Below are 24,949 nucleotides of genomic sequence, written 5' to 3' on the forward strand. Positions count from 1 at the left end.
TCATGCCGGTATCCGACGGATTCTCAGTATATTCCCAGTTCGGCATATAAGCCCTGTGCCATGGTTACTTGTTAGAATAAAGTAATGCCCGGCGCAGGGTTATTTCTCGTGATAAGAAGTCTGAACTCGCCCGGGTGCAGTCCAAACCGTATGTATTACTCTTCCCCTACCCCACGAAGGAGAGTACCCCATCCATGAGTTCTGACCAGCACAAGACAATGCTGTCTGAAGCCTCCGGTTATGTTCCCGAATATTCTGCTCAGGCACACAGCGGTTCTCAAGAGCTTGCTGTTCACGGGCTCAGCAGCGATGAGGTTGCTAAGCTCACCGCCGCCGGTAAGGTCAATGCTCAGAATAATAAGTCTTCCCGCACCTTGTGGAGCATTATGCGGGCACACCTATTTACGGTATTTAACCTGGTGCTTGGGCTGTGCGGTCTGGTTGTGATTCTGTACCAGCGTTGGGCTGATCTGCTCTTTCTGTTCGCCGTGGTGGCGAATGTGATTATCGGTTTTGTGCAGGAGTACAAGGCTAAACTTGAGCTCGACCGTATCTCTCTGCTTGACCGATCCCCGATCACGGCAGTACGCGATGGCGCTATGATCGAGGTTCCTATGGAGTCCCTGGTTGAGGGCGATGTGGTAGTACTCAAACGCGGCGACCAGGTTCCTGCGGATGCGGTGGTCCTCACCTCCGATTCGCTAGAGCTGGATGAATCCCTGCTGACCGGCGAGAATGACCCCATTCCGAAACGTCCGGGCGATATGGTGCTTTCGGCATCGAGCGTGCTCGGCGGCACCGGGCGCGTACTGCTCTCGGCGGTGGGCTCCGAGTCCCGTGCAAGTAAAATTTCCGATGAGGCCCGTCAGTTCTCGCGCATCCAGTCTGAGCTTCGCGATGCGCTCGACCGCGTGGTGCGGTGGATTACCTTCGGCCTTGCCATCATTATCCCGATCGTGCTGTGGGGCCAGGTGCGCGCGGCGGGCGGCCTTGAGATCGTCAATCGTGACGGTCTCTGGGAGAACGTTGCTATTGCGGTAGTTTCGTCAGTAGCATCTATGATTCCGCAGGGTTTGGCGCTCATGACAACCTTGGCGTTCGCGGCGGCGGCTGTGGCTCTGGGACGTAAACACAATATTTTGGTGCAGGAACAGCCCGCCGTTGAGGTGCTCGCCCGCGTGGATACGGTGTGCTTCGACAAGACGGGCACCCTGACCGAGGGCGGCGTGATTTTCGATTCGGTACGTCCGCTGACTACTCCGGCCGAGGCAAAAGCACCCGATGAAAATCAGGCGTGGCGCGCATCCCTGCCGCAGGGCTGGGACCAGGCATTGGCGTGGTTCGGTCATGATGAAAACGCGAATCCGACCGCAGCAGCACTCACCGGTGGGTTCGAGCAGGCGCCCACCGAGCAGGTCAGCGGCATTGTGCCGTTCTCATCGGCGTTACGCTTTAGTGCTATCGAGTTTAAGTCTTCGGGAGCCTGGCTTCTCGGCGCTCCCGAGGCTCTGCTGAACCAGGGCACCGAGGAACGTGAGCGGGCCCGTGAACTCGCATCATTAGGTCTGCGCACGATGGTACTCGCGCATGCATCCGCTGTGGTACGCAACGATGACGGAGACCCGGTGCAGCACATCCCCGCCGACCATACCCCCGTGCTCTTCGTGATTTTCCGCGAAAATGTACGTTCCGATGCCCCCGAAATCGTGGACTATTTCAATCGCCAGGGCGTAACCCTCAAGGTGTTCTCAGGCGATAACCCGTACACGGTGCAGGCAGCTGCGAAGACCGCCGGCATGGATATTTCTGCGGGCGCGATTGATGCCTCTACCCTGCCGGAAGACGGCCCCGAACTCGCCGAAGCCGCCACAACCCACAATATTTTCGGTCGCGTTTCGCCCGAGCAGAAGAAGAACATGGTGATCTCGCTCAAAGAGCAAGGGCACGTCGTGGCAATGACCGGCGACGGTATTAACGATGCGCTCGCCCTCAAACACGCCAATCTCGGCATTGCAATGGGTAACGCTGCACCCGCGACGAAAGCCGTCTCGCGCCTGGTGCTTCTGGACGGCAAGTTCTCTTCGCTTCCCGCTGCCTTGGAACAGGGCCGCCAGGTGATTGCGAACATCGAAATGGTGGCAAACCTGTTCCTAACAAAGACCGGCTTTGCGATCCTGCTGGGTGTGGTCTTTGGTCTGATGGGCCTGATTTTCCCGTTCTTACCGCGCCAGTACTCGACCGCGGATTTCCTGATTGTTGGGGCGTCCTCTTTCGCGCTGGCACTGCTGCCGAACTCGCGCCGGTACGTGCCCGGATTCTTGCGCCGCGTGCTAAATTACACGATTCCGAACTCTATTATCGTGGTGGCGATGCTGGTTCTGGTAAACCTGGCGGCGCTGTTTATCTTCCGTCCGGAAGGGGATATACGACAGGTTCAAACGGCATCGTTTATCACCCTGGTGATTATGGGGCTGTGGAATCTGGCAGCGGTAGCACGCCCGCTCAATACCGCACGAATGCTTCTCTTCGGAGCGCTTTTGAGTGTCTTCTTCGCAGCCCTTCTGGTACCGCTTCTCGTCAAGTATCACCAGTTTGAGATGCCATCGACGGAACTTCTTATGCTCTCTATCGGCGCCGGAGTACTGGGTGCCGTGCTGATTGAGGTGAACGCGCATCGTAGTCGCCGCTGGCAGAAACGCAGCTACCCCGAGCTTGAGGTGGCTTCACTGAGCTTCTTCCCTTCCGCGACGAAATAGCTCAAGACCGCATCTTCCCCTCAGCAGTCGTCTAAGAACCGGTGCCGTAACATCTAATGAACGGCACCGGTTCGGCGTTTAAACTCTTTCGGATGCTCTGCCTCGCCGTAACGTAAAAACCGCCGTATACCTGAACGGCACAATTTACACTTTCTGAACTTTCAAAACCTCATCTTGCGCTCGCGCAGGTTTACGCCTAAAGTTACATGCAGATATTGTGATTCTAAGAATCACAAAACCATAGAACACAGGGTTGTTACTGGTAAGGCAGGCAAGACCTGAGTTGCTGAATCCCTTGAGGGAATAGATTCCCTAGGGTTCGTCGTTATACCCACGATGCTTTAATGCATCACGGTACGGTGGCAGGCAGCTCGGGTCTTTTTTGTTTCTCTCGGGGCGTTTTGCTCTGAGGATGCCGCCGGCAACATCCCTAACACACTATTCACCGTGCAAGGATAACAACGTGAAAAACCACGAACTTGGCGAGAAGATTCTGACGGGACTTGGCGGTTCCGAGAATATCGCCCACTTTACGCACTGCGCAACCCGTTTGCGCGTAACTCCCGCCGACAGGAGCAAGGTCAATACGGAACAGATTAAGAGCATCCCCGGGGTGCTCTCGGTCATTGAGCAGTCCGGTCAGACTCAGGTCGTGCTCGGCGATCGTGTTGAGGGGGTCTACAACGAGATGCAGACCCTGCCTGGCATGGCGAACCTTGGCGAAGATAATGCTGGTTCCAAGAAGGCTTCCGGGGGCAAGAAGGCTGGCTGGCTCACCAATATCTTCGATGTGCTCTCCGATTCCTTCCGTCCCCTGCTGTGGGCGCTGTTGGGCACCTCCATGATTCTGACCCTGATCGTGTTCTTGCAGCAGTTCGGTTTCTTCGGTCAATACACCGACCTGACCGGCCAGAGCGTGAACATCGATATTGTGAACGGTCCGCGACTTTCCGATGAAGCCGCCGGTAAGGCGCTCGAAGCCGAATGGATGAAGCAGTTCGCTTTCTGGTACATCCTTAAGGCTGCCGCTCTGTCGGTGCTGAACTTCATGCCCATTATGCTTGGCGCAACCGCCGCAAAGCGTTTGGGCGCGAATATGTGGGTTGGTGCGGCTATTCCGGCGGCGCTGATGACCAGCACCTTCCAGAGTCTCACCAAACTTGCTGACCCGGCTACTAAGATGCTTGACGTATCCATTATGGGTCTACACCTGCCGCTGTACGCCTACGATTACACCGGCCAGGTGTTCCCGCCCCTGCTGGCGGTTGCCCTCTTGGCACCTCTGGAGCGCCTGCTGAAGAAGATCATTCCGAACATGCTGCAGATGGTCTTCGTCCCCATGCTGTCCGTTATTATTCTGGTACCTGTAACCGCCTTCGTGGTGGGTCCCATCGGTATTGGCGTGGCTATGGGTATCTCTGACTTCCTGAAGAATGTTAACGATGTAGCTCCGGGAGCTGTGGGTGCGCTAATCGCAGGTCTGTACCTGTTCATGGTTCCGTTGGGCCTGCACTGGCCGCTGAACGCCGTGATGATTAACAACCTGCAGACCCTGGGCACCGACTTCATCCAGTCCCCCATGGGTGCTTACAATTTCGCCGTCTTCGGCGCGGTCACCGGTGTTGCTATTAGGGCTTCACGGAATAAGGAGCTTCGCCAGACTGCGGTGGGTGCTTCCATGTCCGGCCTGCTCGGTGGTATTTCCGAGCCTTCCCTCTACGGTGTGGTTCTACGCTACAAGCGGGTTATTCCCCTCATCCTGATACCGGCTGTGGCCGGTGGTGCCACCATCTCACTGCTAGGGGTCAAGTCGCACGCTTTCGCCTTCACCTCGCTCCTGTCGATTCCCGCAATGCAGCCTTCCGCCCTGTATGCTCTGGGCTTGGCAATTGCGTTCGGTGGTGCAATGACGGGTGTTCTGCTCTTCGGGTATGAGTCCAGGAACGCTGCAAAGGCTGCCGAGGCTCCTGCAGATTCCGCACGGGATGCGGCGGCAAGCGCATCTGCGAAGAAAGACTCCGCCGAGCAGGCCGGGTCAGCATCCGCAGCTGCAACCGCTGCAGCGCCCGCACTAGAGGCAGGTACCGTTCTTGAGGTGGCTTCTCCCTTAGAGGGTAAGGCCGTAGCGCTTTCCGAGGTTCCAGACCCGATTTTCGCTGCCGGTAAGCTCGGCGAGGGTGTTGCTGTTGAGCCGACCGGCACCACCGTGGTTGCACCTGCGGCGGGTAAAGTCGCAGCTACTTACCCCTCCGGTCACGCGGTGGGCCTCAAGCTGGATAACGGCGTGGAACTTTTGGTGCACGTCGGTTTGGATACCGTGAACCTCGACGGTGAAGGCTTTACCGTCAAGGTAAAGAAGGGAGATCAGGTTGCCGCTGGCGATACGCTGATCGAGTTCGATCCTGCGGTCATTAAGAAGGCCGGTTACCCGCTCATCACTCCGGTGATTGTGACCAATACCCGCAAGTTCGCCTCGGTTGAGGGCGTTGTGGGTAATGCAAATAACGCATCCACCGTTTTGAAGGTGACTACTAAGTAGGTTTTCCGGTGAGGCAAAAGCCCCGTGTGCAGTTGAGCTGCACGTGGGGCTTTTGTGATATTCCGTTGTTTAGTCATGGCGGCGGAGCCTCTTAAGCCCCCGGTTCATACTACGATTTTTTCTCCCACCCCACGTTAATCCACACATTGGGGTCGTAGTAGGGTGCTGCGAAGAGCGCGGGACCATAGTTGGCGAGTTTTTTGCGCACCGCAAGATAGTTGGGCCCGTTGTACAGCGGAATATAGGTGGCAACATCCTGCTGATGCTTCTGTTCAATGGCGTTGGCGCGTTCCAGCTGCTGGTGTGTATCCTCGGTTCCCAGCATCTGCGCCGCCATGCTGCGGATTTCTTCGGTGCTCCAGCCTTCCGTGACGGAAGCGTACAGGTAGTTAACCGCCTCCACGGGGGTTGGGGTGATGCTGTACCCGGTGAAAACCGCATCGTAGTCGCCAGCGGCGAGCGCAGTGCTGTATTCGTTGGCTGGGCGGGTTTCAACCTTGGCGTCAATCCCCATGCGCTTGAGTTGTTCCATCATGAAGTTGCTCATGGAAGCCACCGTTGGCTCGGTCGTGAAGTTGGTGATGGTCAGGGCGGCTTTTTCTTCGCCTTTGGTGTAAATACCTGCGCGAGTGTATCCGGCTTTCTCAAGGATTTTGACGGCGTTTTCGATGCTTGGTCTGCTGGGATAGTTGTTGCGGTACCCGTTTTGGAGCGGCAGGAAGCAGAGCGAGCCGGGCAGGGTTTCTTTCCAGCCAAGCTGTCCGAAACGTATATGCTGAATCTGTTTGCGGTCGATTCCGGCAACCACGGCCTGGCGTATGGGCAGTGGAACTTTGCGGGGGTTGAGCTGTAAAACGCCCGCGTAGAGCGCCATTCCGCGGCGAATTTCGATGTCTGCAACACTCGTGATGTCGTTGTAGGCGCTCACGGTGTTCACGTTAACAACATCAAGTTCTCCGGTTTTGAAGGATGCGCGTTCTTCGGCGCTGTCTTCTATCTCGTACCAGGTGATGGTATCGAGAAGGGGCTGTGTGCCCCACCATGCTGGATTTCGCTCGACTCTCAGGTATCTTTCGGCGGTATTCCACTCTTGAACTTTGTAGGGTCCCGCCCAGTATTTATCAAGGGGTTTATCAAAGCCGTTGTTGAAGAGCTCCGGGTCTTTTAGCGCCGGGTGCAGGAAGATGCAGAGGCTTCCATCGGCTGGGTACCACGGGGTTTTCATGGTAATGCTGATGGTGTGTTTGTCACCTGCTTCTTCGATCGAGGCTATCTGTTTCCAGGCTCCCCCGTCGTGTATTCGGTAGTCGTTGCCGCCGTCGTCTTTGCCGCGCAGGATTTCCCAGGTGGTGCGCAGTGCCTCAATGTCGATAGGGGTTCCATCGTTAAACGTGGCTTTTGGGTTGATCTTGATGCTGATGGTTTGTGTACCGTTCGCGGTTTCGGCTTTGAACTCGGTAACGTAGTCGGGGTTGGTAGTGAGGTTTCCGGCGTAGTCGCTTATCCATCCCCCGGTGGCGGCCGCCGAGTTCACGGCCGCGTGAATAGTGAGCATTGAGATTCCGTACCCGGATTCAGAGGTAATGTTAAAGTTTGGTCCGATAGCTGGATATGACAGGTTGAGGCTGCCGCCTTCGCGCAACTCGGCTCTATCGCGCGGGTTGGTTGCTGTTGCTTCTTGAGAGTCTGTTCCCCAGCCCGAGCCGGGCAGTTCTGAAGCGTTGGTTCCGGATTGGCAGGCGGTGAGCACGCCGATTCCTGAGAGCGCAAGAGTACCAGTGAGCAGGGTTCTGCGAGAGACAGATACGTTCTTCATCGAAGCTCCTGAGGTTCTGGGGAGAATCTGTGCCGGGTGAGCTAGTTCGCCGTGAATGGGTAAAACATACCGGATGCACAACAGTAAAACATCCCTGCTTAATTATATCCCGGCTATCCTGCCTTTTGAGCTTATTTCACGCGGTTTCATGAGCTTTCGCAACACCCTTCATCTTTTGATCTTCGCCACGCTGATCTTGCCGGTGGCTGTCGGCGGCGGAGGTATATACCGCCTTCACTGGTTGGAATTACATAGGACCAGCACAGAACCTCAAGGGCTTCATCTCAGCGACTACTAGTATCTTTCAGAAAACAGCCCAGCAAAAGCAAGTGCCCCCAACCGCATATCGGTCAGGGGCACTTCGGCTCAACAGTGCTGCAAGATTGACTACTCCTGCCAGCCTACATTGACCCATAGATTAGCATCTGTATAACTTGTCTGGAACAAGCGAGGACCGTAGTTTGCCAGCTTACTCTTCACAGCCGAGTAGCTCGGACCATTAGCGAAGGGCAAGTAAATAGCAACCTTTTCCATGTGGAGCTTCTCTACCTGATTGGCAAGCTTAATCTGCTCATCTTTAGATTCAGTTGCCGAAATCTTAGCAATCAGCTTATCGATTTCGTCGTCACCCACACCGTTGTTAATATCCTTGGTGTAGAAGTACTGGGGGCTATCTGCCATAATCGCGCCTACAGCCCAACCGGAAAGCGTACAATCGTAACTCTTCGTACCCACGACAGAGTTAAAATTCGACTCTGGCTGATTATCGTTGGTTACTTTAATACCGGCTTGTTTAAGCTGTTGCTCTATTCGCTGGAATTTTGCTTGGGTGACGGTATCACTACCGAAAGTAGTAATCGAGAATCCTGCAGTCTTACCGTCCTTCTGGTAAAAGTCACCGCTCTTGGTGTACCCTGCTTCTTCCAGAATCTTCTTGGCAGCATCTGCTCCCGAATCCTTCGGAACGTTATCCTCGTATCCCTTCTGGAAGGGCATAGCGAGCATAGACCCGGGCATTGGTTCTTCCCAGCCAACCTGCTTAAAGGTAACATCTGCTAGTTGAGAACGATCAACCGCTGCAAAAGCAGCACGGCGAACCGCCAGATCTGTAACGCGAGTAGCATTAAACTGCAAGTTCTGCACGCCAGTATTCTGACCTGAACGAATTTCAGTACCGTTCTGCCCCTTAACCGCGCTATAGGTTGCAGCATCGGTAAATCCTGCGGCATCCAGTTCACCGTTCTTAAACGCAGCCCGAAGAGAATCGATACCCATCTGACGCCAGATAATCTTCTCCAGCAATGGCTTCTTCTCGCCCCACCACTTATCGTTCGGAGCCAAAGTAATAACCTTCTCAGAAGAGTTCCAGTTACTTACCTTAAAAGGACCAGCCCAGTATTGATCCATAGGCTTATCAACAAAACCATCGTTGAACAGCTTCTTATCAACAAGAGCAGGATGTGTAGCAAACGTACCCAGGTCATCCGATAGATAGTATGGAGTTGAGAGAGTAATCTTCACATGGAACTTGTCACCATCGACAGCTTCAATACTTTCCATCTGCTCCCATGAAGGGTTGGGGATAATGTTGTAGCCTGAGTCTCCGCCACCCTTATAGATCTCCCAGTATGCTTTGACTGCTTCAACGTCAATAGGAGTACCGTCATTAAAGACCGCCTTGGGGTTAATCTTGAATTCTACGGTCTGAACCCCATCTTTAGTCTCCATCTTGTGTTCCAAACAGAAATCTTTGTTGATAGAGCGTTCGCCTGCAGGGTCCGTATTATAAAAACCAACAACGGCTGGTATGTTACAAGGGCCTCCAAAAGCTGCTAGGTTCTCTGTGGTATAGCCGCTCTGAGTCATGGTGTTGAAGTCCGGGCCCAAAGCACTTACGGAAAGTTTCAGTTCGCCACCCTTCTTCAGTGAAGAGTAGTCTTGCTTGTTAATCTGCAGATTCTTGACAACTTCTTCCGCGCTAGAAGCTGCTTTGCCGCTTAGCTTGTCATCTTTTGAACCGCCACACGCAGCCAGTAAGCCAACACTTCCCAGGGCGACAGTGCCCGTCAGCAGGGTGCGGCGGTTGAAGGTTCTCTGAACGTTCATGATGAGGATTCTCCTTTACTGCCTCGAGTCTATACGATGTGACACATCACCTATGATTCAAGGCACATACAACAATGTTGCTTTTATAGTACAGAACCCCCTACCCCACCGCAAATAGTTTTCGTGCCTTACCAACCTACGGAATTTTCTACCGTGTAAAACCTGTAGATTCTCCCCCGTCATATATTCGCTTTTTTAGAATAAAACTAATTTTTATCCGCAAATGCGATAAAGCGCGAGCGGATAATATTTTGTCGAGCAGATAACGGGTTGTTATCTGCTCGACAAAATATTATCTGCTCGCCGGGTTAGGGTGAGTGCAAATGTGCATAACACCCACCCCATCTGTCAGAAAGCAAGTAAAACTACTTCACCCAACCAACCTTAGTCCAGTCGATGGTCTTGAACAGGAACGCACCATAGTTAGCGAGACCCTTCTTCGTGAAGACGTAGTGAGGACCGTTAGCAGCGCATCCTAAGAAGGCAAGTTCGGCGGTATGCTTCTTCTCGATCTCGTCGCATTTGAGGTTCCGCTCCTTATCGTCCTCAATCAGAAGCATTTCATCAATCATGGCGTCGATCTCAGGGCTGCCGATACCGTCGCTATTGGACGAGTGGAAGAACTGTTGGGTGGCGACCGTAGCATCGGGGTTATTCGCCTCGTATCCCGCGAACGTAATGTCGTACTCCCAGTTGCCCAAGACCCGACCGAAATCGCCTTCAGGATGCTGATCGACCTCAATATTGAGCCCGGCTTCTTTCATATTCCGCGTAAAGGTCTGAGCCATACCCTTATCAACAGGATCGTCGCCAAAGATCACGATCTTATAGTGAATCTGCTGCCCATCTTTCGCGTAGAACTCGCCGTCTTTGGTGTATCCGGCGTCCTCAAGCACCTTCTTGATGGCGTCTTTGGGGCTGCCCTCTACCTTGGGGAATGCGTCCTGATAGTACTCCGAGAAAGGCATGTGGAGCATCGATCCGGGTATCTCTTCTTCATAGGGCAAGCCCTGGTACCGAATCTTGGCAAGGGCCTCCCGATCAAGCCCATAGAAAATAGCCTTCCGCACGGCGGCATCCTTGACCCGCCGGGGGTTCACATCGATACCGGAAACATGCAGGCGCACTCCCTTGTGGAGTTCCGTGCCCGCCACCGCCTTAAACTCGGAGTAGGCAGAGGCAGTTCCGGCAGCCGCAGCATCGATTTCGTCATTCTTGAAGGCCGCTTTCTTCGCTGGTTCATCCATCTGCCGGAAGATAATCTTCTCCAGCACGGGCTTATCACCCCACCATTTATCGTTCGGCACCACCGTAATGGTCTTCTCGGAAGAGTTAAAGCCGCCGTCTTTGATCGTGAAGGGTCCACAGCCCCACTCGGGATGCAGATTATCCACAAAGCCCTCATTATAGACCTTAGGATCTTCCAGCGCCGGATGCAGAATAAAGGTGAACAGGGCGTTCAAGGGGTAGAAAGGCTTCGAGAATGTCACCTTTACGTGGAAGTTATCTTCTTCGGCTTCCACGCTTTCAACATATCCATAAATATCCGAGGCCACAATATTGTATTCCCCGTCAGCCTTTTGCTGAGTTTTCCAGGTGGTCTGCAGGGCTTTCACATCAACAGGCGTTCCGTCGTTGAACTTGGCCTGGGGATTCAGCACGATCTTGACGATAACCTTCTCACCCTCTTTGCCGGGGGTAAAAGACTGGGCATATTCTTTCCTGAGGGTCGTAGTACCGTCAAAGTCTAGGGTCCACAAGCCTGCATCATGAATGGTGCTCATAATGGTCTGAGTATCGGTCATATTGCCCGAAGTTGTGTGAGTATTGAAATCTGGTCCCATCGACCCGACCGGCAGCCGCAGGGTTCCGCCCTGTTTCAGCTCAGAAACCTCGTGAGCATTGATGTCGTAGAGGTCTTTAAGGTTTGCACCCTGCCCGGGAGCGGTAGTTTTTCCGTCCTTCGCACCGCCGCCACATGCGGAAAGCACACCGACGGTTCCAGCTGCCGCAGCTACGCCCAGCAGAGACCGGCGAGTCAGTGCATGAGGAATGAACGCTGCTGGGGTTTTGCTGATGCTCATGATGTGTTTCCTTACGTGTATGCGCCCTGCGATGGGCTTGGTGTTTCAAAGGCTTTGAGATAACTTATGCAGTATTATGCATAAATTATCCATACCTAGAACCATACACCGAACTTCATGCGAAAGTTAAGAAAAACAGCAATAATGTGTTGTAGATTACATATTTTTATGCATATTTACGCAGAATTTGAGCATGTATTTCCGTATCTTTCAGGGAATAATGAGCATAACTTACGATAATATAGAATATTTACTGAATATCATGTGTGGCTATGAGGGCACAGACAAGGCGCATCCCCACTCCCCCGCGAGGGAATGCAGGATGCGCCTTATGTATATTTGTGAAACGTTCCCCTAATTTCTAAGGGCTATAGCTCAACCGACTAGTTTGTGAATCCAATACGCGACCACGCCGAAGGGTTGTACTGCGGATCGTCGAAGAGGAACGCACCATAGTTCGCTAGGTTCTTCTGGCAGCATACGATCTGCGGACCGTTGTAGAAGACGCTGCTCGTAGCAAATTCCTCCATATGCTTCTTCTCGATCTCGTTGCACTTGAGGTTACGTTCTTTAGCATCCTCAATGGAGAAGAGCTCTTCAATCATGGCGTCAATCTCTTCGGAACCAGCCCCATCGTTGTCTTCGCGGGAGTAGAACTGCTTGGTGCCCTCAGTGCCATCGTCGCTGTTTACGCTGTACCCAATGAAGCTCAGTTCGTGCTCCTTGGCAGACATCACCTTGCCCAAGTTACTAACAGGCTGCTGATCAACATCACTCTCAATGCCCAGATCACGAAGCTGCTGAGAGAGGAAACGCGCCAGAGATTTTATGGTGTTATCCTCGCTAAAGTTGTTCACCACTACTTTCGCGCGTTTTCCATCCTTTTCATAGAAATCGCTGTTTTTAGCGTATCCGGCCTCTTCAAGAATCTTAGCGGCCGCAGCCTTCCGATCGGCTGCCTGCGGCATACTATCGGCATAGTACTCCGAGAACGGCATATGGATCCTCGATCCGGGCAGGGCCTCGTTGAACGGCAAACCCTTAAAGCGAGTATCGGAAAGCGCCTTACGATCCAAGCCCACCATAATGGCGCGGCGAAGCGGAGTATCGACTTTGACGGGGTTCATCACCACACCGCCTGCAAAGAGGCGTTGGCCCTGGCGGAACTCGGCATTCTTAACATTTTCGAGTTCCTTGTATACGCTCACAACGTTAGCGTTTACGGCGTCAAGCTCGCCATTGGCAAAGGCAGAACGCTGCGCAGGGGTATCGAGCAGGCGGAACGTGATGGATTCGAGAACCGGTTTTTCGCCCCACCATTTGTCATTTCGTGTGACGGTCAGCGTTTTCTCGGTTGAGTTCCAGCCGCCTTCGGCAACCTTAAACGGCCCTGCCGCATAATCAGAATTAGGCTTATCCACTAGACCATTGGCAAAGAAATCGGTATCCGTCATTTTCGGATGCACCACATAGCTGAAGAGGCTGGCAATCGGGTATGAAGGCTTCGACATCGTGACCTTCACGCGGGTTGCGCTGCCGTCTTCTTCGATTGACTCAATATTTGGGTACAAACCAGTGCTCTGAATCTGATAAGTCTTGTTGTCTGAGAGAACTTTATGAGTCGCTCTTAGCGCTTCAATATCGAGCGGGGTACCATCGTTGAATTTTGCCTTTTCATTCAACGTGATATGCAAAACCTGTTTGCCGTTCTCCATTGCAGAGGTGAACTCGGTGCAGAAGTCGGGGTTAGGCGAAGTTTTACCTTCATAATCTTGCTGCCACAGACCACTCGTGAGCAAAGAATTATACGAAGAAATAGCACGAGCATTATCGCCAACGGCGCCCTGAGTATGCAGAGGATTGAAATTTGGTCCCAAACTGGTAACCGCCAGACGCAGCTTTCCGCCGGATTTGAGGGCAGAAACATCCTGCTTATTAATTTTCACGAGGTCTGCGATATTCGCACCTGCCGTTGCTGCAGCCTGAGTAGAACCGGAACCACCGTTTTTACCGGAACAAGCCGCAAGCATACCAGCGGTGCCCAGCGCAGCACCACCTGCGAACAGGGTGCGGCGGTTCAGAGTGGAGTGAGCTTTCACGAGCGTATTCTTTCTATCACCGACAAACGCACAGTCTAGCGCTACCGCCCGTGGTAGCGGCGTTTGATACACCTTAATTGTATTCATGGAATTACAGAGCGAGAATTTATTTCCTGCAATCTCAAATACTGGTAATTCATATCACTATTTCGCTTTATCACAGAGTATAAATTTTTATCTCTTTAAAACGTTGCGGGGGTGACTCTCCTATGAGAATCACCCCCCGCAACACACATGCGGTTCTACGAAACCGACTCTAACGCTACATCGGGAAGGTCTGCACCATCCGGGTAGTAGCAAGCATAACCGTGGTCTTCGCCGTCAAGCGTGATAACCTCGGGCTTTTCCTCCAGGCACCGCTTCTGCTTATCCTCAGGAAGCAGCTTGAAGATGGGGCACCTGCTGGAGAAACCGCATCCTACCGGTGCATTAACCGGAGTGGGCAGGTCGCCATCCAGCATGATGCGCTGGCGCTTAGCCTCAACCTCTGGGTCTGGCACGGGAATAGCCGAAAGCAAAGCCTTGGTGTACGGGTGAATCGGGTTATCAAAGACCTGATCCACGTGACCAATCTCGACGATGCGCCCCAGGTACATAACCGCAACCCGGTCAGAAGCGTGGCGAATCACGGCGAGGTCGTGCGCCACCATCAGGTAACTCAGACCCAGGCTCGCCCGGAGTTCCTCAAGCAGGTTAATCACACCCGCCTGAACGGAGACATCCAATGCCGAGACAGGTTCGTCCAGCACCACAAGTTTCGGGTTCACGGCAAGCGCGCGGGCAATACCAATACGCTGGCGCTGACCGCCCGAGAACTGGTTCGGGAAGCGGTTCACGTGATCGGGCTGCAGACCCACGATCTTCATCAGCTCAACCACACGCTTTTTAATATCCGGACGCTTCATGCCCTGGTTTTCCAGGGGCTCAGCAAGAATCTCATACACGGTAAAGCGCGGGTCGAGGGCACCCGTGGGGTCTTGGAAAACCATCTGCTGGTTCTTGCGCAGTTCAAGAATCTCACTGACAGATTTATGATCCTGCGTAGAGACACCGTTAATCAGAACCTCGCCATCGGTCTTCTTGCTGAACTCCATAATTTCCAGCAGCGTGGTGGTTTTACCACACCCGGATTCACCCACGATCGAGAAGCACTCACCCTCACGAATATCGAAAGATACGCCATCCACGGCCTTCACGGTACCCACGCGGCGCTTCATGAGGGAACCCTTCATGAGCGGGAAATGCTTCTTCACGTTGCGCACTTCAAGCACCGGCGCGCGATCTTCGCGCGGAATGCTTTCAAACTTCGAAACGGGAGTTTCAGGAACGGTATAGAGTTCTTCGGCCGTCTTACTGATGAGATCCTGCGAGATAGTGCATGAGGAGTAGTGCCCCTCACCAGCGCCCTTGAGCGGAGCGAGCTCGGGCTCACCGGCATCGTCCTTGCAGCACTTACCGCCGTTTTTGGCGACGGGGCAACGCTCACGGAACGAGCAGTGATCCACCGGGTACAGCAGATTCGGTGGAGTGCCCTCAATGGGCACCAAAGAGGTCTTCTGCGAGCGATCCACGCGGGGAACCGCGCCCAACAAACCGATGGTGTAGGGGTGGCTGGGGTACTTGTAAAGGTCTTCAGCCTTAGCAATTTCTACCGGTTTACCCGCGTACATCACCAGAATGTCATCGGCCATACCGGCGACAACACCCAAGTCGTGGGTAATCATGATAGTTGCCGCACCGGTTTCATCCTGCGCCTTATCCATAACCTCAAGCACCTGCGCCTGAATGGTGACGTCAAGCGCGGTAGTAGGCTCATCCGCAATAAGCACGCGCGGATCGTTGGCAATTGCCATTGCGATCATGATGCGCTGGCGCATACCGCCGGAGAACTCATGCGGGAAAGAGCGCAGACGGTCGGCTGGGGAAGGAATACCCACTAAGCGCATGAGTTCGATAGAGCGATCTTTAATCGCCTGCTTGCTCATACCCTTATTGTGGATTTTGAGGACTTCGGCAATCTGATCCCCGATAGTGTACACCGGAGTCAGCGAAGACAGCGGATCCTGGAAGATCATGGAGATGTGCTTGCCGCGGTACTGGCACATTTCCTTATCGCTCAGACCCAGCAGTTCGGTGCCGTTGTATGTGATAGACCCGGTAATATCGGCGGTCGTGGGGTGAAGCCCCATAATCGCCATAGATGCCACGGATTTACCCGAACCGGATTCGCCAACGATACCTAGGGTTTTACCGGCGTAAAGGTCAAAATCAACACCGCGCACCGCATGTACAACACCGTTTTCGGTATTGAAGCTAACATGCAGGTCTTTAACACTCAGAACGGGAGAAGTGCTCATGAGTTTTATGCCTCCTCATTCTGGGTGGATGCCTGAGCATCGGGATTGGGGTCGGTTGATGGTGCTGCAGCGCCGGCTTCCTGAGCCTCCGCTTCCTCGATCTTAGATGCCGATTTCTGGCTCTTAGGTTTCTTTGACTTCTTGATCTTACCGACCGACATGGAAGTCGGGTCGAAGGCATCGCGCAGGCCATCATTCATGAGCGAGAGCGGCCCCACCAGCAGGAAGAAGAAGATAACGGGGAACCAGAACATATGCGGCAGGGTATTAAGCTGCTGTGCAGCATCGGAGATCAACGACCCCAGCGAGTAGTTCGGGTAGGTAATACCGATGCCGATAAAGGAGTACGCAACCTCAGAGAGCACAGCAATCATGATGCCGGTCGTGAAATTCAGAACGAGCATCGAGCCGATATTCGGAACGAGGTGCCGCAGCACGATCTTGAAGGGATGTACGCCCATGTAGCGTGCTGCCTTCACGTAATCGCGCCCAATCAGGGATTGCGCCATCGCACGAATCACACGGGCAGGCCCCATCCAGCCGAATACAATCAGCACAGAGGAGAGCACAATCCACGTGGGAACGGTCTTCTGAATCTGCTTACCGATCTGACCGTTGATGAAAATCGCCAAAATCAACAGCGAGGGAACCATAATCATGGTTTCCAAGAGGAAGAGCATAACCCTGTCGATCCAGCCACCAAAGTACGCCATTACGCAACCGTAGATCGCGGAGATAATGACGGTGGCGATACCCACGACCAGGCCGATTTCCATTGAGGTCCATACGGCTTCGCTCATCATGGCGAAGAGATCGTTACCGCCCACGGTGGTGCCAAACCAATGCTCTGCGGAGGGGCCTTCACCGCCGAGGGTCATAAAGTCAGATTCGGTTGCGGAGTACTTAGAAACATATTTGCCGAAGTACCCGAAAAGCCCCACACAGATAAAGACGATAAGCCCGAACACCGCAGCCTTGTTGCGCAAAAAGCGGCGGAGGATAATCACGTTCTTGTTGAGAACTTTAAAATCACCATTCTGCACGACAGGTACCGTGCTTGTTTCAGTTACCTGGCTCATGAGATCCTCACTCGGGGGTCGACGATCGTGGTCGCGATATCGGCGATAATGGCACCGATGGCGAACAGCACGGAACCGTAGGCGAGAGTAGCGGTCGCAGCGTTCACATCCTGCTGGCCGATCGCGTCAATAGACCATTTACCAATGCCGGGCCATGCAAACACGGACTCCGCGAAGAAGGCACCTGCAAAAATGGTGGGAATGGTGTATGCAATCGACTGTGCCACCGGGATAAAGGACACACGCAGGGCGTGGCGGGTAATCGCCTGGTTACGGGTGAGTCCTTTCGCGCGAGCGGTACGCACGAAGTCTGCGTTCACGTTATCGAGCAGGTATTGCCGCTGAGCAATCTGATAGCTGGCCCATCCGAAAATCGTCATACAGAAGGTCGGCACCACATAGTGCGCCGCCATGTCTATGGTGGTATCCCAGAAGCCTGTTACACCGGGCGTCGAAATACCGGTCACATAGAAAATCTTTTCGCCGCCGTTTTCAACCACAATGTTGTTAATGGCGGTCGCTCCCTGCTGCACCACGAAGTATGCCACGGGGGCAGGAATAATATAGACGAGATAGGAATACCCGGTAATAACCCGGTCGGAAAACTTGTACTGACGCGCTGCCGAGTAAACACCCAGCGCCACACCGATAATAATGGTCAAAATAGTCGCTGCGAGCATCAATCTGGTAGAAACCCACAGGCGCTGACCGAATTCCTGATTGATATATCCGCTGTTTGGGCTGCGTCCCCAATCAAATTTGGTGACAACATTCGTCAGCCATTGAATGTATCTGTCCCACGCACTCATTTCGGGGTCGAGTCCGAGGGAGGCGAGAGTGCGATTCACCTGTTCAGGCGAGGGGCGCGGCACCTTTTCCTGCTCCAAAAGGGCAGGTTTTAGCGTGGTAACAGCCGCAAAATAACCCATAGTCGTGGTTAAGAAAACCATCACGAGGTAAGTGAGCGACCTCCGGAGGATATACCTAAACATGGGGCGGTTCCCCTCCTAGATATTCTGGTTTCGTAGGCATGTGTGTTACAGCTTCCGTCATCGGATAATCCAGTGACTACAGTCACTAGAAGCGTAGTTCCTTTATCTTATATTTACATTCGGGTATCCACCAAACCCACATCGCCTTAAAATCAGCCGACAAGCACCATTTTGCGGGGTACTGCGAGGAGTTGGGAGGCGGCATCCCCGGTATCGCTATCAAAATAAGGTTCGGCAAAAAGTTACGAAAGATTTACACACACCGAAGATTTGTGGCGTCATATTTTTTCAGAACGCCTCAAACCCTCTCCAGACCCCAAAAAATCCACGAAAAACCATGTAAACAGGAGCAAAACCAACATCTAAAATAAGTAGGCCCTAACTTATATTTTCGGGATTTAGGGCAAAAAAATTTTATGAATTTCATACCAAAAAGCACCCCGTATCCTGTGATTTATGAATGACATCACAGAATACGGGGTGAGAATGTATCTCTTTTACACGTGACTTTCTACGTTCGTGAAAATTCTAGAACCGGTTACGGTACTCGCTCGCAGCAGCACCGGTGCGGAAGGCACGAATATTGTGGGCAATCAGTTCCTCCGGATTTACGGGGCGACCACCGGCGGCATGCGGGGTAATCACGATATTCTTCGCATCCCACAGGGGAGAATCGGAGGGGAGCGGTTCGGTCGCCGTCACGTCCAGCGCAGCGCCCGCAATCGAGCCGGAGTTTAGGGCGGCGATGAGCGCATCCTCATCAACAGTGGTACCGCGCCCCACGTTAATCAGGTAGGCGCGCTTAGGCAGCAGCTGCAGCTTATGGGCATCGAGCGCTTTGAAGGTCGAATCGCTGGTGGGAAGCACCATCACGAGAATATCCGTAGTTGGCAGGTATTCATCGATTTGTTCGGTCGCAATCACCGGGAATCCGGAGCGCTCCCCCGCGCTCTGTGCAACGCCGGTTACGTTCGCACCGAAAGCCTTGAAGAGCCGCGCGGTCTCTTGGCCAATCGAGCCGAATCCCCACACAAGCACATTGGCATCAAGCAGGGTTGTGACCTGGTCTTTCGGATGAAGTTCCTGCGCGCCACCTAGCTCCTCAGCCCAACGATGCTCGGCCGTCGCCTGCGCCAACGTCGGCAAGAAGCGCACGAAGTTCAGGGTCAGCGCGAGCGCATGTTCCGCAACGGTCTTCGAGTGCAGACCCACACCTGCACAGATGGCGGCATCTGGGGTGAAGCCTGCCGCGCGCACCGCATCCGGTCCCGCAAGAAGCGCCTGGATAAGCCCCACATTTTTCATGCGGCGGGCGGAATCCGCGAGCTGATCGGCGGTATTCGCCCAAGCAATCAGAACTTCGGCATCGGTATCTTCCTCGGCGATAGGTTCCGTGGGGTTGTAGTGCCGCACGATATCGCCGGGTTCAAGCCCTAGTTTCTCTTCGTCGAGCGTAATTGAGGTAGGGATCAGAATCTTCATGGGTCCTCCTGTAGATGGTGCATGCGGGTTGGCATTCAGCGACGAAGGCAACCTGCATCCCGTGTGAGGGGGTTAACAGTTACTCCCCTTCAGCATAGCGTGAGAGGGGAATGACTGTATAGGGTTACCTAAGAAGCCGTTAGGGCTTGGTGCCGCGCGAAGGTTCGCCGGTATCCTCTCGGCCCTCGGCACGAGGCTCGGTTTCAGCCGTTTCATCGGATGCACTACCGGCAAGTTCCGGGTCAATCACGGTATGCGCTTCACCCTGCATTTTCTTCAGGCATTCGGCATCTTTCGCCGCCATTTCGGGCGTGATTACCTCAATGGCACCGGTTGCCGAACGCGCCACATCGGTAGTAGTGTGCGTTTCGATGGTGGTGGCGAGCGCATCCTCACGGATGAAGAGAAGCAGAAGCGCGGAGATTAGCCCGAGTGGTGCCAGGTAGAGGAAAAGCGGAATCAGGGCATCATTGTAGGCGTTCACGATAATGCCGTGAATCGGCTCGGGAATCCTGCTGACGAGCTCGGGAGTCAGGGAGGAGGTTCCGTGTTCCCCCGCCGAGGCTGCCGCTTGCGCGGGCATGCGTTCACTGAGCAGGCTGCTCAGGCGTGAGGTAAACAGACCACCCACGAGCGATGCACCCACGGTTGAGCCGACTTGGCGGAAGAAGTTGTTTGCCGCGGTGGCGGTTCCTACGACGGTGACGGGGAAGGCGTTTTGCACGATGAGGGTGAGGAACTGCATCGACATGCCTAGGCCCGCACCCATGACCGCCATGTAGCTGCAGAAGATCCAGGTGGGGGTGCTCGGGGTGATGGTGGAGATTAGGTAGAGCCCAAGCGCCACGAGTGCGGTACCGGTGACCACATATGCCTTGTATTTGCCGCGTGCGGAGACCAGCCGTCCGGTAATAATGGAGACCACGAGCAGGGCACCCATGAGGGGAATCATGAGCAGACCCGCCACGGTTGCGCTCACGCCCAGGGACATTTGCAGGTAGGTGGGGATGTACTCGACGGCACCGAACATGGCAACACCGAGGGCGAGAGAGGCGCCCAGGGTGAGCAGGAAGTTGCGGTTAGTGAAGAGATACATGGGCATGATCGGCTCTGCGGCGCGGTTTTCAACCGGAATGAAGATCAGGGCCGCGACGGCGGATGCGATGAGAAGCCCAATAATCTGCGGAGAGTTCCAGGCGTACTGATTGCCGCCCCAGATGGTGGCGAGCACGAGCGCGCTGGTTCCAGCCATGAGAATAATACTGCCCAGATAGTCGATCTGCCGCTTTTCGCGGTCTTTGAGCGCGGTGTGTGGGAGCAGGAAAATGACGGCAAAGATTGAGAGTACGGCAAGCGGCAGGTTGAGCCAGAATGCCCAACGCCAGCCGGGACCCTCGGTGATCCACCCGCCGATGAGCGGCCCGGCAACCGAGGAGAAGGCGAAGACGCCGCCGATAATACCCATGTATTTACCGCGTTCGCGGGCGGGGATTACATCTGCGACCACTGATTGGGAGAGAATCATGAGGCCGCCACCGCCGACTCCCTGGAGCGCGCGGGCGACGATCAGCCAGGTTATATCGGGAGCGAGCGCGCCGATGATAGATCCCGTCATGAAGGAGAGGATGGCAAAAATCAGGAAGGGTTTACGCCCGAACTGGTCGGAGAGTTTGCCGTACACCGGCATGGTGATGGTGGAGAGCAGGATGAAGGTGGCAATTACCCAGCTCATATGCTCCACGCCGTGCAGTTCGCCCACAATGGTCGGCAGTGAGGGTGCGAGGATGGTTTGGTTCAGTGCCGACATGAGCATCACGATGACCAAGCCGGAGAACATGAGCGCTATTTGATGTTTTTTAGCTTCAGCCGTGGTGGCTTCAGCGGGTTTGTCTGAGTGCGACGTCATTCCTAGTTTTCCTTCAGCAGGGCTTGAAAAGTTTTGACGGTGTTGTGGATGCGCCGCTCGACCTCGTCTTCGTCGGCAATATCCTTGGCGAAGTGCAGCTGCCGCAGCACCGCGGATGCGAGCTGGACCGTGGCACGGGTGCGTTCTTCGGCTGTTTCTGTCAGCGGCATATTTTCGGGGCGGGTTATCAAAGGGCCGCGCCTTCCTGCAGCGTTAAAGGCATCCCAATCGACGGTATTGAGATAGTCAATGAGCACCTGTTCGCAGTTGATATGGTGTACCTTCAGCCGGTGCCTAAATTCGGGGAATTCGTCGATGCGCTCCCGGAATTTTGCGTGATTGGCAAAGTTGAAGCTGTGCCGCACGATGTACAGCAGCAGATGGGTGATACGCACGATGAGGTTGTCGTTTTCGTGCGCCCGGTCGCTGGCGAGCAGGTCGTCGGTGATGGCGGGGGCACGCAGGCCGAGCACCGCATCCTCTTTAGTTCCGAAGTAGTTGAAGAAGGTGCGGGGCGAGATTCCGGCTTCCGCCGCGATGTCTTCGACGGTGCTGCCGCGCATGCCGTGCTGGCGGGCTAAGCGCAGGGCGGTTTCGTGAATGTTCACCCAGGTGCGTTCACGGCGGCGTTCACGCAGGCTTGTCTCGGTGCGACTCGGCTCAGATTTTTGCATAACTGCAATTATTGCATTTCTGCATTTTTTGCACAACTGCACTATGCAGGCGACGCAGCGTGTCCTGCCTCTCCCCCACAGAAGACAAGATGCTAGGCATAATAATAAGGTGAACTTTTTTTCACCCGGATACCTCGACTTCCTACCCGATTGGCTCAGGATTATTCTGTTCTTCGCAGACCTGAGCATCCGTGTGCTGTCCCTATTCTGGTTGCCCTACAACCGCAAGCCCGTGGTCGCACTCGGCTGGCTCATGGCTATCTTCTTCATCCCGTTCATCGGGTTCCTAGCCTTCCTGATTTTCGGATCCTCTCACCTTCCGCAATACCGGCGAGCCCGGCAGCACGCCATGAACGATCTGATCCGCGAGACCACCGGCGGCACCCCGCAGCTCACCGACTCCGACGGGCTCAACGAAGCAACCCTGGTTGCCAGCCAACTCAACTACAAGCTCGGTTCGCTCCCCCTCGTCGGCGGGAACTCCTTCACCCTGCACAACGACAACCACGAAGCCATGCGCATCATGGCGCAGGAAGTCAACAAAGCCCAGCGGTACGTTCACTTCGAGTTCTACATCACCGCCTACGACGAAGCCTCCAAAGTACTCTGGGATGCCCTCTTCGCCGCCCAAAAACGTGGCGTGCGGGTGCGCGTGCTCATCGACCATATCGGCTCGCGCAAATACCCCTCATACCGGCAGCTGACAAAAATGCTCAACGAATCGGGTATCGAATGGCGCCTGATGCTGCCCATCAAACCCTGGCGACTACAATGGCAGCGCCCCGACCTGCGCAACCACCGCAAAGTCCTCGTGATAGACGGCGCAGTGGCATTCTCAGGCTCGCAAAACGCCATCCACCGCTCCTACGACCTCAAAGAAAACGTGCGTAAAGGTCTGGAGTGGAAAGACCTCACCTTCTCATGCACCGGTCCCATCGTCGAAGAGCTCAACGCGGTATTCGTCTCCGACTGGTACTCCGAAACAAACCAGCTGATCCTCGAAGAAATTGAGGCGAAAATCCCCTACGTTCCAGGATCGATGCGCGCCCAAGTAGTTCCCTCCGGCCCCGGGTTCGAGACGGAAAACAACCTGCGCCTAATCAACTACATGATCTACAACGCAGAAAAACGCATCACCATCTGCTCACCCTACTTTGTACCCGACGAAACCCTGCTGCAGGCACTCACCAACGCAGCATTCTCGGGCATCGAAACCACCGTGATCGTCTGCGAAAAAGGCGACCAGTTCCTCCCTAATATGGCGCAGCGCTCCTACTACGAGACGCTGCTGCAGTCCGGGGTGCGCATTCTGCAATACCCCAGCCCCACGGTGCTACACTCCAAGTTCATGTACGTGGACGACGAAATGGCGTTTATCGGCTCCTCGAATATGGACCCCCGCTCATTCTCGCTCAACCTCGAAGTATCAACCTTTATCGCAGACCCCGCTATGGTGGATGCGCTCGCCGACGTTGCGAAAACCTACGAAAGTATCTGCACGGAACTGCGTTACGGCCCGTGGTCCTCACGCCCGCAGCGCATTAAAGTCACCGAAAATATCTGCCGACTCTGGTCATCGCTCCTGTAAAACTCGGGCTGGAAAAGCCCGTAACATGAGGGAGTTCGGCATGACCGCACTCTCGAAGCGGTACCTGCGGCTGTGGTGATGACCGTGTGCAAGTGCACCTTCTGCCGCCTCTGAAAGACCAGCTGACATGGGGTTTTATACCGATTCGCCATATCCGCGATGTTTTCTTCCGCGAATGCAGAAAACGCACGATCGCCCGCACCCGTCGCGGACGCATCGCGCGTCGTCCATTTCTACCCAAAAATATAGTATATAGCCTATCGCCACATGCGATTTCCCGCGTGTATCGCCGAGGGTTTAATCTGCAGCCACTCCGGACTGGGCAGCCGCACGGCCTTCTTGCACCCCGACAGAGCCGTGATAATCGACTCGCACCGGCGGTTGAACTCAACCGTATGCCGCTTATCCACGATCTGCCCCGGAAAATGGCGGTGCATCTTCGACACCGAATCGCTGCTCTCCTGCAGACCGTGCCCGGTATGGCCCGGCACATGCTTCACAATCACCCGATGCGCCCGAATAGCCGCAGTCAGCTGTTCCATCTCGGCGATAACCCGGGCATCCTGCACGCCCTCACGCACCCAATAATCGAAAGCCCAACGGCTGTGCGCCAGCCGAAGAAGAAAAGTCAGCGCGCCCAAGGAATCAGTGTTAATAATCAGGCGGCGACCGCCGTGATAAAACACGTGAAACGCCGCGAGCATCGCCGAAAGCTCACCGGTCATAATATTCACGGCATCATAGTGGGTGTGGAAGTAAAAGCCGTCCTCGCTCACCCCGGCAATGCCCATGCGCCCACCGCGCAAATACTTCTTATTGTGGGTGGCGCGAAAGGAACAATCGGTAAACACGTTATAGTCCACGAGCTGATTTTCGGGAACCTCTGCCAACGTATCAGCGATCATCTGCTCGGTCAGCTGCTCGGCACGATCCTGAAAATAGCGCATGGTCTCGGCGGCATCCGTACCGGCAAGGCGCACATGCACCTCACCCAGCGAATGGTTATCGTAAGGGTCAAGCACCTTCTCAAATGCCCGGTACTCCATCGCCTTCTTAAGCTGCTCACAATTACGAAAAAGAAGCTTCAAATCGTGCCGGTCGGCAGCAACCGTCACCAGGTGGTGCGTGTAATCCGAAGGAATAACATCCCAGGCATTAAGCACAATGCGCCCCAAAGTCTTCGGGTGCACCACATCGCACGGGTCAAGAAGCGAATGCATACACGATTCAACCACCGGTTCCTGGTTGATGACAATGCGCTCACCGTTTTCACGCGAAATATAGACGAGAGCCGTGAGGGTGCTGTAACAGTACCCCTTGGTTTTACGGGTGTATTCGGCAACTGCAATCACAGCCACGCCCCGAGTTGTATAGCCCGCTGGGTACGAGGTGCTGTAGTCGGGCGCCTCCCAGGTTAGGGTGCACCGTTTAATATGAGCCGGTGAGAATCCCACGTGTGTACACCCCCTTG

Annotated in this window: 14 protein-coding genes; 3 read left to right on the forward strand and 11 right to left on the reverse strand. The window is 54.5% G+C overall.

Annotation, left to right across the window (positions count from 1 at the left end; all coding sequences use genetic code 11):
• Positions 1–194: 194 nt before the first annotated feature.
• Positions 195–2,756: an HAD-IC family P-type ATPase gene (locus HMPREF3164_RS10185; protein WP_172884750.1), complete on the forward strand. Its 2,562-nt coding sequence runs from the start codon at positions 195–197 to the stop codon at positions 2,754–2,756.
• Positions 2,757–3,219: 463 nt separating this feature from the next.
• Entirely contained in the window at positions 3,220–5,295 is a 2,076-nt protein-coding gene (locus HMPREF3164_RS10190; RefSeq protein WP_048754546.1) for a glucose PTS transporter subunit IIA, read from the forward strand.
• A 109-nt stretch (positions 5,296–5,404) separates the two neighbouring features.
• Here the strand turns inward: HMPREF3164_RS10190 and HMPREF3164_RS10195 are convergent, their stop codons facing one another.
• From HMPREF3164_RS10195 to HMPREF3164_RS10245, 10 genes are all read right to left on the reverse strand, one after another.
• Complete coding sequence (locus HMPREF3164_RS10195) at positions 5,405–7,111, reverse strand: ABC transporter family substrate-binding protein (protein WP_048754545.1); 1,707 nt, start codon at positions 7,109–7,111, stop codon at positions 5,405–5,407.
• A 387-nt stretch (positions 7,112–7,498) separates the two neighbouring features.
• Entirely contained in the window at positions 7,499–9,217 is a 1,719-nt protein-coding gene (locus HMPREF3164_RS10205) for an ABC transporter family substrate-binding protein (protein ID WP_048753393.1), read from the reverse strand.
• A 365-nt stretch (positions 9,218–9,582) separates the two neighbouring features.
• Positions 9,583–11,301, reverse strand: a complete 1,719-nt coding sequence (locus HMPREF3164_RS10210; RefSeq protein WP_048754544.1) for an ABC transporter family substrate-binding protein — start codon at positions 11,299–11,301, stop codon at positions 9,583–9,585.
• Positions 11,302–11,684: 383 nt separating this feature from the next.
• Positions 11,685–13,400, reverse strand: a complete 1,716-nt coding sequence (locus tag HMPREF3164_RS10215; RefSeq protein WP_065425154.1) for an ABC transporter family substrate-binding protein — start codon at positions 13,398–13,400, stop codon at positions 11,685–11,687.
• A 242-nt stretch (positions 13,401–13,642) separates the two neighbouring features.
• On the reverse strand, positions 13,643–15,757 hold the full coding sequence (locus HMPREF3164_RS10220) for an ABC transporter ATP-binding protein (protein WP_048754542.1): 2,115 nt from the start codon (positions 15,755–15,757) through the stop codon (positions 13,643–13,645).
• 5 nt (positions 15,758–15,762) lie between these two features.
• Positions 15,763–16,836, reverse strand: coding sequence for an ABC transporter permease (locus HMPREF3164_RS10225; RefSeq protein WP_004006524.1), 1,074 nt, complete (start codon positions 16,834–16,836; stop codon positions 15,763–15,765).
• Positions 16,833–17,828 (reverse strand): ABC transporter permease, encoded by a 996-nt coding sequence (locus HMPREF3164_RS10230; protein WP_013398417.1) that lies wholly within the window; start codon positions 17,826–17,828, stop codon positions 16,833–16,835. The genes HMPREF3164_RS10225 and HMPREF3164_RS10230 overlap by 4 nt, the downstream gene beginning before the upstream one ends.
• Before the next feature lie 528 nt (positions 17,829–18,356).
• A complete protein-coding gene (locus HMPREF3164_RS10235) occupies positions 18,357–19,310 on the reverse strand; it encodes a phosphoglycerate dehydrogenase (protein WP_070450855.1) in 954 nt (317 codons plus the stop codon).
• Between the two features lie 139 nt (positions 19,311–19,449).
• Positions 19,450–21,216, reverse strand: a complete 1,767-nt coding sequence (locus HMPREF3164_RS10240) for an MDR family MFS transporter (protein ID WP_070450857.1) — start codon at positions 21,214–21,216, stop codon at positions 19,450–19,452.
• Positions 21,217–21,218: 2 nt separating this feature from the next.
• Entirely contained in the window at positions 21,219–21,890 is a 672-nt protein-coding gene (locus HMPREF3164_RS10245; RefSeq protein WP_246822683.1) for a TetR/AcrR family transcriptional regulator, read from the reverse strand.
• Between the two features lie 109 nt (positions 21,891–21,999).
• On the opposite strand from HMPREF3164_RS10245, the gene cls reads away from it, so the two are divergent.
• A complete protein-coding gene (gene cls, locus HMPREF3164_RS10250; protein WP_070450861.1) occupies positions 22,000–23,478 on the forward strand; it encodes a cardiolipin synthase in 1,479 nt (492 codons plus the stop codon).
• A 257-nt stretch (positions 23,479–23,735) separates the two neighbouring features.
• Here cls and HMPREF3164_RS10255 read toward each other — a convergent pair whose 3' ends face one another.
• Positions 23,736–24,932 carry an RNase H family protein gene (locus HMPREF3164_RS10255; RefSeq protein WP_048753412.1) on the reverse strand — a complete coding sequence of 399 codons (1,197 nt, stop codon included), beginning with the start codon at positions 24,930–24,932 and terminating at the stop codon, positions 23,736–23,738.
• Positions 24,933–24,949: the final 17 nt, after the last annotated feature.

It is taken from the genome of Rothia sp. HMSC08A08 (genome assembly GCF_001808385.1).
Taxonomy (GTDB): Bacteria; Actinomycetota; Actinomycetes; order Actinomycetales; family Micrococcaceae; genus Rothia; species Rothia dentocariosa.

Bases quoted from the DNA above. Each gene is read 5' to 3' on its own strand.
- HMPREF3164_RS10235 (WP_070450855.1), bottom strand. From the start codon at position 19,310: ATGAAGATTCTGATCCCTACCTCAATTACGCTCGACGAAGAGAAACTA.
- HMPREF3164_RS10195 (WP_048754545.1), bottom strand. From the start codon at position 7,111: ATGAAGAACGTATCTGTCTCTCGCAGAACCCTGCTCACTGGTACTCTT.
- HMPREF3164_RS10225 (WP_004006524.1), bottom strand. From the start codon at position 16,836: ATGAGCCAGGTAACTGAAACAAGCACGGTACCTGTCGTGCAGAATGGT.
- HMPREF3164_RS10210 (WP_048754544.1), bottom strand. From the start codon at position 11,301: ATGAGCATCAGCAAAACCCCAGCAGCGTTCATTCCTCATGCACTGACT.
- HMPREF3164_RS10185 (WP_172884750.1), top strand. From the start codon at position 195: ATGAGTTCTGACCAGCACAAGACAATGCTGTCTGAAGCCTCCGGTTAT.
- HMPREF3164_RS10230 (WP_013398417.1), bottom strand. From the start codon at position 17,828: ATGTTTAGGTATATCCTCCGGAGGTCGCTCACTTACCTCGTGATGGTT.
- HMPREF3164_RS10205 (WP_048753393.1), bottom strand. From the start codon at position 9,217: ATGAACGTTCAGAGAACCTTCAACCGCCGCACCCTGCTGACGGGCACT.
- HMPREF3164_RS10220 (WP_048754542.1), bottom strand. From the start codon at position 15,757: ATGAGCACTTCTCCCGTTCTGAGTGTTAAAGACCTGCATGTTAGCTTC.
- HMPREF3164_RS10245 (WP_246822683.1), bottom strand. From the start codon at position 21,890: ATGCAAAAATCTGAGCCGAGTCGCACCGAGACAAGCCTGCGTGAACGC.
- HMPREF3164_RS10240 (WP_070450857.1), bottom strand. From the start codon at position 21,216: ATGACGTCGCACTCAGACAAACCCGCTGAAGCCACCACGGCTGAAGCT.